Annotated in this window: 11 protein-coding genes; 9 read left to right on the top strand and 2 right to left on the bottom strand. The window is 69.8% G+C overall.

Annotated elements, in window-relative coordinates; translation table 11 throughout:
• The first annotated feature begins 3 nt into the window (after positions 1-3).
• The 7 genes from AB0M88_RS25035 (at position 4) to AB0M88_RS25005 (ending at position 7,644) form a co-directional block, all read left to right on the top strand.
• Positions 4-993: a methyltransferase domain-containing protein gene (locus AB0M88_RS25035; protein ID WP_364106137.1), complete on the top strand. Its 990-nt coding sequence runs from the start codon at positions 4-6 to the stop codon at positions 991-993.
• Positions 986-2,077 carry a crosslink repair DNA glycosylase YcaQ family protein gene (locus tag AB0M88_RS25030; protein ID WP_364106135.1) on the top strand — a complete coding sequence of 364 codons (1,092 nt, stop codon included), beginning with the start codon at positions 986-988 and terminating at the stop codon, positions 2,075-2,077. The genes AB0M88_RS25035 and AB0M88_RS25030 overlap by 8 nt, the downstream gene beginning before the upstream one ends.
• Positions 2,078-2,088: 11 nt before the next feature.
• Complete coding sequence (locus tag AB0M88_RS25025) at positions 2,089-3,018, top strand: NAD-dependent epimerase/dehydratase family protein (RefSeq protein ID WP_364106133.1); 930 nt, start codon at positions 2,089-2,091, stop codon at positions 3,016-3,018.
• A gap of 5 nt (positions 3,019-3,023) precedes the next feature.
• Positions 3,024-4,274, top strand: coding sequence for an alpha-amylase family glycosyl hydrolase (locus AB0M88_RS25020; protein ID WP_364106131.1), 1,251 nt, complete (start codon positions 3,024-3,026; stop codon positions 4,272-4,274).
• A gap of 44 nt (positions 4,275-4,318) precedes the next feature.
• Entirely contained in the window at positions 4,319-4,903 is a 585-nt protein-coding gene (locus tag AB0M88_RS25015) for a DUF1684 domain-containing protein (RefSeq protein WP_364106129.1), read from the top strand.
• A 172-nt stretch (positions 4,904-5,075) separates the two neighbouring features.
• Positions 5,076-6,683 carry an NAD(P)/FAD-dependent oxidoreductase gene (locus tag AB0M88_RS25010; protein WP_364106127.1) on the top strand — a complete coding sequence of 536 codons (1,608 nt, stop codon included), beginning with the start codon at positions 5,076-5,078 and terminating at the stop codon, positions 6,681-6,683.
• A 10-nt stretch (positions 6,684-6,693) separates the two neighbouring features.
• The gene (locus AB0M88_RS25005) at positions 6,694-7,644 is read left to right on the top strand and encodes an alpha/beta hydrolase (protein WP_364106125.1); all 951 of its coding nucleotides are present in this window, start codon (positions 6,694-6,696) and stop codon (positions 7,642-7,644) included.
• On the opposite strand, the gene AB0M88_RS25000 is transcribed toward AB0M88_RS25005, so the two are convergent.
• The gene (locus AB0M88_RS25000; protein WP_364106123.1) at positions 7,637-8,608 is read right to left on the bottom strand and encodes a LacI family DNA-binding transcriptional regulator; all 972 of its coding nucleotides are present in this window, start codon (positions 8,606-8,608) and stop codon (positions 7,637-7,639) included. The genes AB0M88_RS25005 and AB0M88_RS25000 overlap by 8 nt on opposite strands.
• Positions 8,609-8,806: 198 nt before the next feature.
• Between AB0M88_RS25000 and AB0M88_RS24995 the strand changes: the two genes are divergently transcribed.
• Both AB0M88_RS24995 and AB0M88_RS24990 read left to right on the top strand, forming a co-directional pair.
• Positions 8,807-11,041, top strand: a complete 2,235-nt coding sequence (locus tag AB0M88_RS24995) for an RICIN domain-containing protein (RefSeq protein ID WP_364106121.1) — start codon at positions 8,807-8,809, stop codon at positions 11,039-11,041.
• A 17-nt stretch (positions 11,042-11,058) separates the two neighbouring features.
• Complete coding sequence (locus AB0M88_RS24990) at positions 11,059-12,441, top strand: ricin-type beta-trefoil lectin domain protein (RefSeq protein WP_364106119.1); 1,383 nt, start codon at positions 11,059-11,061, stop codon at positions 12,439-12,441.
• On the opposite strand, the gene AB0M88_RS24985 is transcribed toward AB0M88_RS24990, so the two are convergent.
• Positions 12,442-12,891: a helix-turn-helix domain-containing protein gene (locus tag AB0M88_RS24985; protein WP_364106117.1), complete on the bottom strand. Its 450-nt coding sequence runs from the start codon at positions 12,889-12,891 to the stop codon at positions 12,442-12,444.
• Positions 12,892-13,020 lie beyond the last annotated feature (129 nt).

The following is a 13,020-nucleotide window of genomic DNA, read 5'->3' as shown; positions in this document are numbered from 1 at the left end:
GGCGTGCCGGAACGGATCGCCGAGGTCACCGCATTCCTAGCCGAGGTGCTCGCGCCGCGGGCCCCGCTCACCGTGATCGTCGACGGAGGGGATCACGGCGCGGCCGCGGCGTTCGCCGCTCGGCTCGCCGCCGCGTTCCCGCCCTCGGCCCGGGCCTGGAGCGTCGACGCGGTGCTCGGGCTGACCGGGCCCGCCGGCGGCTCCTTCGACTCGGCGCTCAACGTGCTCGAACCCGCGGCCGACCAGGTCATCGTCTATCTGCGCAGCGGGCCGCGGGGCCGGCTGGGCGACGGCGAGGGAGAGCGGCGGGCCCAGGTGGTGATCGACCACCACGATCCGATGTGGCCGGTGATCCGCCACGTGCATCCGCGGCTCGCCGACCCCGAGAGGTGGTACCTGACCGAGAGCCGGGCGTTCTTCGGGGCCCGGGCCGCCGGGTGGGACGCCAAGTTCGGGGACGATCTGCCGGCGTACGGGAAAGCGGTCGAGGCCGCCGGCCTGGCACCCGGAGATCTCGCCCTCGATGTCGGCTGCGGCACCGGCCGCGCGTTGCCCGCCCTGTCCGCGGCGGTCGGCCCGGGCGGACGGGTGATCGGGATCGACATCACCCCCGACATGCTGGCCCAGGCGCACGCCGCGGGCCGCGACGGGTGCGCGGACCTGGTGCTGGGCGACGCGCGGCGGCTGCCGATCGCCGACGCGACGGCCGACGTGGTCTTCGCGGCCGGCCTGGTGCAGCACCTGCCCGATCCGGGCGCCGGGCTGGCCGAACTCGCCCGGGTGACCCGGCCCGGCGGCCGGCTGATCATCTTCCATCCCTCCGGCCGGGCGGCGCTGGCGGCCCGCCACGGCCGCACGGTGCGGCCGGACGAGCCGCTCAACGAGACCAATCTGCGCCGGTCGCTGGCCGAGGCGGGCTGGGCTCTTTTCCGGTACGAGGATGCGGCCGATCACTTCCTCGCCGGGGCGACGCGTACCGGCGCGCATGCTTGAGTTGACTCTCGCCGACGCCCGGCGGATCGCGGTCAACGCCCAGTTGCTCTCGCTGCCCCGGCCGTCGTCGGTGGTCGAGGTCGTGCACGACCTCACCCTTCTCCAGTACGACCAGACCGCGGCCGTCGCGCCGAGTGCCGATCTGGTGTTGTGGAGCCGGCTCGGGTCGGGTTATGAGCCGGCGTCGCTGGCCGCCCTGCTGGAGCGCCGCGAGTTGATCGAGCTCGGCGGCATGATCCGGCCGGCGTCCGACCTTCCGCTCTATCAGGCCTCGATGGCCGCGTGGCCGGCCGACGGCCCGGCGTGGCGCGCCTCCCAGGCCGCGTGGGTCGAGCAGAACGACGCCTGCCGGCGCGACATCCTGGCCCGTCTGTCGGCGGACGGGCCGCTGTCCTCGCGCGACATTCCGGACACCTGTGTCGTTCCGTGGGAGTCGTCGGGCTGGAACAACGACCGCAACGTGGTCCGGCTGCTCGACTTCATGGTGGCGCGGGGCGAGGTCGCGGTCAGTGGACGGCGCGGGCCGGACAAGCTGTTCGACCTGGCCTCCCGGGTCTACCCCGCGCTTGCGGCCGTGCCGGTGGAGGAGGCCCGGCGGCGGCGCGACGCGCGGCGGCTGAGCTCGCTCGGCGTGGCCCGCTCCAAAGGACAGGACACCCAGGTCGAGCCGGGCGGCGTCGGTGAGGCCGGCGAGCCGGCCACCATCTCGGGCGTACGCGGTCAGTGGCGCGTCGACCCCGACCTGCTCGGCGTCCCGTTCACGCCCCGGGTCGCGCTGCTGTCCCCGCTCGACCGCCTGATCTTCGACCGCAAGCGGATGACCGACCTCTTCGACTTCGACTACCAGCTGGAGATGTACAAGCCGGCCGCGAAACGGCGCTGGGGCTACTACGCGCTGCCGATCCTCATCGGCGACCGCCTGCTCGGCAAGGTCGACGCCACCGCCGACCGGAAGTCTGATGTGCTGCGCGTCGCGGCGATCCACCAGGACGGGCCGCTCCCCCTGGACGAGGTCGTCGCCGAGATCCGCGACCTGGCCGACTGGCTGGAGATGGATCTGGAACTGCCGCGCCTCGTTGAGTAACCTCCTGCCGCATGCGCTTGCTGGTATTGGGTGGCACCCGGTTCGTCGGTCGTGCCGTCGTCGACGAAGCCCTGGCCGCCGGTCACTCGGTCACGCTGTTCAACCGCGGCCGGACCGCCCCTTCGCTCTACCCCGACGTCGAAACCGTGATCGGCGACCGCACTGTCTCCCTGGCGCCGCTGGCCGGCCGCCAGTTCGACACGGTGATCGACTGTGCCGGCTACGAACCCGCCGTCGTCTCGCTCTCGGTCTCGGCGCTCCGCGACTCGGTCGACCGCTACGTCTTCGTCTCCTCGGTCTCGGTCTACGCCGACCAGTCGATTCCGGCGGCCGAGGGCGCGGCCGTCCTGGACGACGACTCGTACGGCGGCCGCAAGGCCGCCTGCGAACAGGTCGTCCTGTCGGTCTTCGGGCCGCGCGCGGTCATCGCCCGCCCGGGCCTGATCGTCGGCCCGCACGATCCGACCGAGCGTTTCCCCTACTGGCCCCGGCGCCTGGCCCGGGGCGGGCGGGTGCTGGCCCCGGGCGCCCCCGACGATCCGATGCAGTTCATCGACGTCCGCGACCTGGCCCGTTTCCTGATGTCCCGGTCACCGTCCGGCGTCTTCAACGTCGTCACGACGCCCATGCCCTTCGGTGAGCTGCTGTCGGCGATGGACCCGTCGGCCGACCTGGTCTGGGTCTCGACGCCCGACCTGCTGGCCGCGAAGGTCGACCCGTGGATGGGCGTACCACTGTGGATCGGCGACCCGGAGTGGGCCGCGGCCAACCTGGTCGACAACTCCCGGGCCGTGGCGGCCGGCCTGACGACGCGGCCGCCCGCCGAGACCGCCGCCGACGTGCTGGCCTGGGATGTGGCCCGCGGCGGGCCGGCCGAGGAACCCTTCACCGCCGAACAGGAGCTGGCCCTCATCGGAGGACCCTCCGTGAGTGTAGGTTGACCTGCGTGGATTCGTGGGTCCCGTACGCCGTGTGGTGGCACGTCTATCCGCTGGGCTTCACCGGCGCGTTGACGGCCGGGCCGGGGCACCGGCTGCCCGCGATCCGCGACTGGCTGGACTACGCGGTCGAGCTGGGCGCCAACGGACTGCAACTGGGGCCGATCTTCGCGTCGTCGACCCACGGATACGACACGACCGACCACTTCCGGATCGACCCGCGGCTGGGCGACGAGGCCGACTTCGACGCGCTGGTGTCGGCGGCCCGTTCGAGGGGGCTGCGGATCCTGTTGGACGGCGTGTTCAACCACGTGGGCCGCGATTTTCAGGCGCCCGCCTCCTGGTTCAGCGGGACGGTCTTCGAGGGGCACGACGAGCTGCCGGAGCTCGACCACTCGCGGCCGGAGGTGCTCGACTACACGGTTCAGGTGATGGAGCACTGGCTCGACCGAGGGGCCGACGGGTGGCGGCTGGACGCGGCGTACGCGGTGAGGCCGGCCTTCTGGAAGGCCGCCCTGGACCGCGTGCGTCAGCGGCACCCGGCCGCCTGGTTCGTCGGCGAGATGATCCAGGGTGACTATGCCGCCTATCAGGAGGCGAGCGGCCTCGACGCGATCACCCAGTACGAGCTGTGGAAGGCGATCTGGAGCAGCATCAACGACGGCAACTTCTTCGAGCTGGCGTGGGCGCTCGAACGGCACGCGTCGTTCGGCCTTCCGATGACCTTCGTCGGCAACCACGACGTGACGCGCATCGCGAGCCGGCTCGACGATCCCCGGCATCTGGCCCACGCGCTGGTCGTGCTGTTCCTGGCCAGCGGCGTCCCGAGCGTCTACTACGGCGACGAGCAGGCGTTCCGCGGCGTCAAGGAGGACCGTTCCGGCGGCGACGACGCGATCCGCCCGCGGTTTCCGGCGTCGCCGGCCGACCTCGCGCCCTACGGCTGGCCGACGTACCGCCTGCACGAGCGGCTGATCGGCTTCCGCCGGCGGCACCCGTGGCTGGCGTCGGCCGCGCTGACTCCGGCGCATCTGACCAACACGGCGGTCGCGCTGAGCGCCGAAGGGTCCGGCCAGCGGGTGCTCGCGCTGCTCAACGTCGGCGACGACGAATACAAGTTCCCGATCGAGGCTTCTGATCTCCGAGTGGCCGAATCGGGCGAGGATCAGCCCGGCCCGATGACCGTGCCGGGGCACAGCTGGGCGATCCTGACCTCAACCGGCCTCACCTCGGCCGGCCTCACCTCGGCCGGGGAGTGATCAAGGTGACGGCCTTCCGGCTGCGGCGTGACTAGCCTGGGGGTATGGAGGCACTCGAGCTCACCGACTTCCGCGCCGCGACCGCCCGGATGTATCTGGACGCCACCGACCTGAAAGACTTCCGGGCCCGGCGGGACGAGCTGTTCGGCACGCACCCGCAGTCGGCGATCCCGGCCGGGGAGCGGGCCGGGTTCGCGGGGCTGCGCTACTTCGAGCCCGACGACGGCGCGGTCTGCGAGGTCGATCTGCGGCCCGAACCGGGCGAGATCGACATCGACACCGGCGGGCCGGACGGCGTGGTGCACTACGAGCGGGTCGGGGTGCTCGACACGCCCTACGGCGAGCTGTCGCTCTGGTGGATCCAGGCGTACGGCGGCGGCCTGTTCCTGCCGGTGCGGGACGGCACCAGCGGCCGGGGGACGTACGGCGGCGGGCGCTATCTGACCGACACGGTCAAGGGCACCCACGGGCGCGGGCTGCAGGTGCTCGGCGGGTCGCGGGTACGCCTCGACTTCAACTACCTCTACAACCCGTCCTGCGCCTATGACGACGAGTGGCTGTGCCCGCTCGCGCCGCCGGAGAACCGGGTCAGCGCCCCGATCGAGGCCGGAGAGCTGACATACCACTGAGCGCGTAGAGCGGCGCGGCCTTTGAGGCGGTGTGGCGCGGGCGCCGCCACTACCTGCGGTTTCACAGGTTAGAAACAATTGACTCGATGCAGAATGCATTCTATGTTGTGAGTCTGATCACGGTGAGCGGTGCCCTCTTCACCGGCTGTACCCACCCCCTCTGGGAGGCAGCATGTCCGACTCCGACATTCAGACCGCCGACGCCGTCATCGTCGGCGCCGGCTTCTCCGGCATGTATCTGCTCCACCGCCTGCGCGAGATGGGCCTCAAGGCGATCGTCTTCGAGGCCGGCACCGACGTCGGCGGCACCTGGTACTGGAACCGCTACCCCGGCGCCCGGGTCGACGTGGAGAGCCTGGCCTACTCGTACTCCTTCTCGTCCGATCTGGAGCAGCAGTTCGAGTGGAAGGAGCGCTACCCCACCCAGCCCGAGATCCTCAGGTACGCCCGCCACGTCGCCGACCGGTTCGACCTGCGCAAGGACATCGTCTTCCGCACCCGGGTCACGGCCGCGACCTGGAACGACGACGCCCGCGACTGGCTGATCCGCACCGAGTACGGCGAGGCCGTCACCGCCCGCTACTTCATCATGGCGACCGGCTGCCTCTCGTCGTCGAAGATGCCCGAGATCCCCGGCCTGGCCGCGTTCAAGGGCGCGACCTATCACACCGCTCACTGGCCGCACGAGGGCGTCGACTTCACCGGGCAGCGGGTCGGCATCATCGGCACCGGGTCGTCCGGCGTCCAGTCGATCCCGGTGATCGCCGAGCAGGCCCTCGACCTGACCGTCTTCCAGCGCACGCCGTCCTATTCGCTGCCCGCCCGCAACCGCAAGCTGCGGCCGCACGAGGTCACCGACATGAAGGCCCGCTACCCCGAGTTCCGACAGGAGCAGCGGGAATCCGGGGCCGGGGTGCCGGTGCCGATCCCGACCCGGTCGGCGCTCGAGGTCGCCGACGCCGAGCGCGACGCCGTCTACGAAGCGGCCTGGGAGAGCGGCAGCCTGGTCAACCTGCTGTCGAGCTTCACCGACCTCGCGGTCAGCCAGGACGCCAACGACACCGCCAAGCGCTGGATCCACCGCAAGATCCACGAAATCGTCGAGGACCAGGCGGTCGCCGACGATCTCTGCCCGGAGTACCCGTTCGGCACCAAGCGGCCGTGCCTCGACACGAACTACTTCGAGACCTACAACCGGGCGAACGTGCACCTGGTCAATCTGCAGCGCACGCCGCTGGTCGAGGTGACCGAGAAGGGCATCCGCACGTCGGAGCGGGAGTACGAGTTCGACGCGATCGTCTACGCGACCGGCTTCGACGCGATGACCGGGTCGCTGACCAACGTCGACATCCGCGGCCGGGACGGGCTCTCGCTGCGGGAGACCTGGCGGGCCGGGCCGCGTACGTATCTCGGCATCGGCTCGGCCGGCTTCCCCAACCTGTTCATGATCACGGGTCCGGGCAGCCCCTCGGTGCTGTCCAACATGGTCGTCTCGATCGAGCAGCACGTCGACTTCGTGGCCGACGCGATCGGGCATCTGCGGGAGCAGGGCCTGACCACGATCGAGCCGACCGCCGAGGCCCAGGACGCCTGGGTCGACCACGTCAACGAGATCGCCAGTCACACGCTCTATCCGAAGGCCAACTCCTGGTACATGGGTGCCAACGTGCCCGGTAAGCCGCGCGTGTTCATGCCGTACGCGGGCGGGGTGGGCGAATACCGCAAGAAGTGCGACGAGGTCGCGGCCAAGGGTTACGAGGGCTTCGCCCTCGCCGTCTGAAAGGAATGACATGTCCCGTCGCGAATTGATCGACCCCGAGGTGGCCGTCCCGCTCAACCAGCTTCTGGAGGCACTTCCGGGTGGCTTCAACTCCATCCCCGACATCGTGCAGCGGCGGGCGACCGTCGAGGCGATGCTCTCCGGCATCGAGGTGCCGGACAACCCGAACGTCGCCAAGGAGGACCGCACGATTCCCGGCCCGGACGGTGAGCCGGACATCTCGGTCCGCATCTACCGGCCACTCGACAAGACCGGGACCCTGCCGGGCATCTATTTCATCCACGGCGGCGGCATGATCCTCGGCAGCGTCGAGGGCGAAGACCCGGTCGCCACCAAGATCTGCGATGAGGCCGGCGCGGTCGTCGTCTCGGTCGAATACCGCCTCTCCCCCGAGAGCCCGCACCCGGCTCCGGCCGAGGACTGTTACGCGGGCCTTCGCTGGATGGCCGCCAACGCCTCCTCGTTGAACATCGACCCGGAAAAGCTCGGCGTCTACGGCGGCAGTGCGGGCGGCGGCCTCGCGATCGCGGTGGCTCTGATGGCCCGGGACCGCGGCGGCCCGGCCCTGAAGTTCATGATGCCGATCTATCCGATGATCGACGACACCAACACCACGGCTTCCACCCAGGAGATCGTCGACATCGGCATCTGGGACCGCGCCGGCAACATCCAGGCCTGGGAGTGGTACCTGGGCGGGCAACCGGCCGACCACTACGCGGCGCCGACCCGGGCGGAAGATCTGGCCGGCCTGCCGCCGGCTTTCATCGACGTCGGTACGGTCGACATGTTCCGCGACGAGGACATCGCGTTCGCCCAGCGGCTCATGCAGGCCGGCGTGCCGACCGAACTGCACATCCACCCGGGCAGCTATCACGCGGCGGAGACGTTCGCGACCGACGCCGCCCTGTCGCGGCGCATCTGGGCCCTGCGCATCGACGCCCTGAAGCGGTTCCTCAAGTAGCGGGCCCGGTGCTGTCCCGGACCACCAGTTCGGTGGCCAGCTCGATGTGCAACGCCTCGGCCTCGTGCCCGTCGAGCACCCGCATCAGGGCGGTCACGGCCATCCGTCCCATCTCCTGCAACGGTTGTCGCACCGTCGTGAGCCGCGGCGTGGTCGCCCGGCTCAGGTCGATGTCGTCGAAACCGACCACCGAAAGATTCTGAGGCACCTTCAGGCCGCGGTCGGCCGCGGCCTGAAGTACGCCCACCGCGACCTTGTCGTTGAAGCACACGATCGCGGTCGGCCGAGGATCGAGGTCGAGCAGTTCCCCGCCCTCCTTGTTTCCGGTCGCCGCGATCGGCTCGCCGTAGCGGACCAGTTCCGGCTCGACCAGCGCGCCCACCTGGGCCAGCGCCGACGCGTGACCGGCCAGCCGCGCCTCCCCGGCCGCCAGCACCGGACCGGCCGAGATCACCCCGATCCGGCGATGCCCGAGCGCGGCCAGATGGGCGGCCGCGTCCCGGGATCCGGAGAAGTTGGCCGCCGAGACCGACAGGACGTCCTTCGGCACGCGGACGCGCGGATCGATCACCACGAACGGCGTGCCGGACGCGCGCAGGGACTCGATCTCGCTCGTCTCCTCGGGCGGCAGGATCAGGACGGCCCCGGCGATTTCACCCCGGGACGGCAGCCGGCGCAGCACGTCGTCGTGGTAGCTCGCGCCGCCCGTGTCGAGCAGCATCTCCCGCCCGTGCAGCCGCAGCGTCTCGCCGACCGAGGACACGATCGGTCCGAAGTAGTCGGTCAGCTCGTAGGGGCAGCGGACGAAGACGAGGCCGTTTTTCGGGGTCGGCCGGGAGAAGGCTTCGAGCACCCGCCGCCGCGTCGCCTCGGCCACGTGGCTGTGCCCGTTGAGGGCGCGCGACACCGTGGCCGGGGACAGGCCCAGCTGAGCGGCCAGCTGGCGTACGGTCGCGCCCTTCATCGGCCGAGCATAGCGCTCGATTTCTTGACATCGATGAAACACAATGCTTTCCTTACAAAAACACGCGTTGCAGAGTGGTTTCATATGCATCTACGCAGCTCAGCAGCGGTTTCGTGACGACCGACGCCGACCCACCCGGCCACGTCGCCAGGCGTGTTGTTTCAGAAACAAACCCCTTCGTTGCAGTGGAGAGGGCAAATGAAACAGTCCGTAAGGCTCCTCGCGATAGGCGGAGCGAGCCTCCTGGCCGCCGGGCTGGTCGGCGTGGCGAGCGCGACCAGCGCCTCCGCCGCGCCACCGACCGGAACCTTCTTTACCTTCGTCAGCGGTAACAGCGGCAAGTGCCTCGACGCCGCGGCCGCCTCGACCGCCAACGGCACCGCCGTCCAGCAGTACGCGTGCAACGGCAGCACGGCCCAGCAGTGGGAGCTCCTGCCCGCGACCGACGCCGGCTACTACGTGATCGTCAACAACAACGCGCCCCAGCCGGCGGTCGATGTGGTCGGTCCCTCGACCGCCTCCGGCGCGAAGATCCACCTGTGGTCGAACGGCGGCTGGAGCAGCCAGGAGTGGCAGCCGGTGCAGGAGAGCAGCGGCGCCTACCACTTCGTCAGCCACTACAGCGGCCTCTGCCTGGACGTGCCGGCGGCGTCGGTCAACGACGGCGTCCAGCTGCAGCAGTACGCCTGCAACAGCACCGCCGCCCAGTCGTGGACGCTCAACCCGGTCGGCGGCGGCGGGACCACGACGCCCCCGCCCACCAACCCGAACAACCCCGACCTCGGCCCGAACGTCAAGATCTTCACGCCGTCGATGTCGCAGTCGTCGATCCAGTCAACGATCAGCTCGGTCTACAGCTCGCAGCAGAGCAACCAGTTCGGCACCAACCGCTATGCGCTGCTGTTCACCCCGGGCAGCTACAACGTGGACGTGCCGGTCGGGTTCTACACCCAGGTCGCCGGCCTCGGCGCCTCCCCCGACGACGTCTCGCTGACCGGCGCCGGCATCCACGTCGACGCGGCCTGGTCGGGCGGCAACGCGACCCAGAACTTCTGGCGCGACGTCGAGAACCTCTCCGACACCCCGAGCTCGGGGACGCTCGAATACGCCGTCTCGCAGGCCGACCCGTTCCGCCGGGTCGACGTGCACGGCAACATGACGCTCGACGACTACACCTCGGGCAACAACTCGAGCAACTGGTCGTCCGGCGGCTACATCGGCGACTCCCGCATCTCCGGGCAGATCAACTCCGGTACGCAGCAGCAGTACCTGTTCCAGGACACCCAGATGGGCAGCTTCGCCGGCTCGAACTGGAACCTGGTCTTCACCGGTGACACCGGCGGCGTGCCCGGCACGTCGTTCCCCAGCCGCACCAACACGGGAGCCTCGCCGGTCAACCGCGAGAAGCCGTACCTCTACACCGACAGCACCGGCCTCTACAACGTGATGGTCCCGGCGCTGCGCACCAACGCCAGCGGGCCGTCCTGGACCGGCGGCAGCACCGCGGGCACCTCGATCCCGATCACCCAGTTCTACGTGGTCAAGGCGGGCGACACCGCGGCGACCATCAACGCCGCCCTCGCGGCCGGCAAGAACTTGCTGGTCACCCCGGGCGTCTACCACCTCAACGCGCCGATCAACATCACCCGGGCCAACACGGTCGTGCTCGGCCTCGGCCTGGCGACGTTCATGCCGGACAACGGCGTCACCGCGATCACCACCGCCGACGTGGACGGCATCGACGTCGCCGGCCTGCTGATCAGCGCCGGCACGACCAACAGCCAGACGCTGATGCAGGTCGGCCCGGCCGGTTCGTCGGCGTCGCACGCGTCCAACCCGATCGCGCTGCAGGACGTCTTCTTCCGAGTCGGCGGCGACGTGGCCGGCAAGGCGAGCCAGTCGCTGGTGGTCAACAGCTCCGACACGATCGGCAGCGACAACTGGATCTGGCGGGCCGACCACGGCAACAACAACACGTTCGGCTGGAACACCAACACCGCGGCCAACGGGCTGGTGGTCAACGGCAACAACGTGACGATGTACGGCCTGGCCGTCGAGCACTACCAGCAGTACCAGACACTGTGGAACGGCAACGGCGGGCGGACGTACTTCTATCAGTCCGAGATGCCGTACGACGTGCCCAACAACGCGAGCTGGTCGGCCGGCGGCGGGGAGCTCGGCTACCCCTCCTACAAGGTCGCCAACTCGGTGACCTCGCATCAGGCCTGGGGCACCGGCGTCTACTGCTACTTCAGCACCAACCCGGGCGTGGTCGCCGACCGCGGCATCGAGGTCCCGGCGACCGGGACGACCTTCCACGACATGATCGACGTCTCGCTCGGCGGGACCGGAACGATCAACCACATCATCAACAACAGCGGCGCCAAGGTCAGCTCCGCTTCGAACGTGCAGCCCCTCACGGTCGGTCCATAACAGAAAGGGATACCCCCATGTCCCGAATCAAGACGCTGCTCGCCGCCGTTCCGGTGGCTGCCGCGGCGATCCTCACCGCCACCGCGGGTCCGGCCTCGGCCGCCGCCAACCCCGGGCCCGGCTTCCCCGCGCACTACGCCGCGCCCTACGCCGAGATGTGGAACGACCCGTCCAGCCTGATGAACGCGTACAACGCGACCGGCAACAAGTACTACACGCTGGCCTTCATCATCAGCCAGGGCACCTGCAACGCGAGCATCAACGGTGACACCCCGGTCACCGACGCCGGCTGGAACAACGCCATCAACAGCCTGCGGGCGGCCGGCGGCGACGTGATCGCCTCGTTCGGCGGCGCGTCGGGCTCCGAGCTCGCCTCGTGCACCACGGTCGCCTCGATGCAGGCGCAGTACCAGAAGGTCATCGACCAGTTCAACCTCACCCGCATCGACCTCGACATCGAGGAGAGCACTCTCGACAACACCGCCGCCAACGACCGGCGCAACCAGGCCCTGGCCAACCTCCAGACCCAGTACGCGGCCCAGGGCAAGAACCTCCAGGTCGACTACACGCTCCCGGTCGACCCGACCGGCCTGGACTCCCGCGGCGTCGGCATCCTGCAGAACGCCAAGAGCCACAACCTGAACGTCAACCTGGTCGACATCATGACCATGGACTACGGCCCGGCCATGGACATGGGCCAGGCCGCGATCAGCGCCGCCAACGCCCTGCACAGCCAGCTCGGCCAGATCTGGACGACCAAGACGTCGGCCCAGCTCTGGGCGATGGAGGGCAACTGCCCGATGATCGGCGTCAACGACGGCGGCGTCGAGACGTTCACCATCCAGGACGGTCAGGAACTGGAGAGCTTCGCCGCCGCCAACGGCATCCAGGAGCTGACGTTCTGGGCGCTCGGCCGCGACAACTCGGGCCAGAGCGGCATCCCGCAGAGCAACTACCAGTTCCTCAACATGTTCAAGGCGATCACCGGCGGCGGCACGACCACGCCGCCGCCCCCGCCGGCCGGCGGCACCGCGATCCACGGTTACGGCGGCAAGTGCGTCGACGTCGCCGGGGCGTCCAGCGCCAACGGCACCAAGGTCGACCTCTACACCTGCAACGGCACCAACGCGCAGGTGTGGGCGCACAGCGGCAACACGTTCCAGGCGCTCGGCAAGTGCCTCGACGTGGCGGCCGCCGGCACGGCCAACGGCGCCAAGGTGCAGCTGTACGACTGCAACGGCACCGCGGCCCAGGCCTGGACCGTCGGGGCGAACAACAGCCTGGTCAACTCGGGCTCCGGCAAGTGCCTCGACGACACCGGCTGGAGCACGACCGACGGCAACCAGCTGCAGATCTGGACCTGCGGCGGTACCGCCAACCAGAGCTGGACGCTGGGGTAGCTAGCTCGTTTCGCCGGGCCCGGCCAGGCCCCACCCCTCGACCGTGCTGACCGGGGTGATCTCGCCGGGCCCGACCTCCTCGCCGCACTCCGTGCAGACGGAACGCGGCCGGAGATCGTGATCGTGATGGTGGCGCAGCCGGATCGTCGGCTGCGCCACCGCCCATTTGGAGCCCCAGTCGAGCAGCGCCCACAGCACCGGGCTGAGCTCGCGACCGGCCTGGGTCAGGTGATAGCCGTCCTCCCGGACCAGAACTCCGGCCTCGACCAGCGCCTTCAGCCGGGCCGCCAGGCGGTCGCGCGGGGCGCCGGTGTTACGGGCGATCTGGTTGAAGCGGTGGTTGCCGAACGAGATCTCGCGCACCGCGAGCAGCGCCCAGCGCTCGCCGACCAGCTCGAGAGCGGCGGCGACGGCACACGGCCGGCCGGGCAGGGAGGCAGGGTCTATCACCCGCTCAGCGTGCCACGCACGGTTTGATTTTCCAACCAACCTCGTTATCGTACGGGCGTGAGCCGTCCAGTTCGATTTTCAAACCGCCGCGTGTCGACGGTCGTGGTCACCCTCGCGGTCTTCATGACC

It is taken from the genome of Actinoplanes sp. NPDC051411, from assembly GCF_040682075.1.
GTDB lineage: Bacteria > Actinomycetota > Actinomycetes > Mycobacteriales > Micromonosporaceae > Actinoplanes.
Note: the sequence above shows the minus strand (reverse complement) of the source record. Positions and strands in the feature narration are given on the sequence as shown.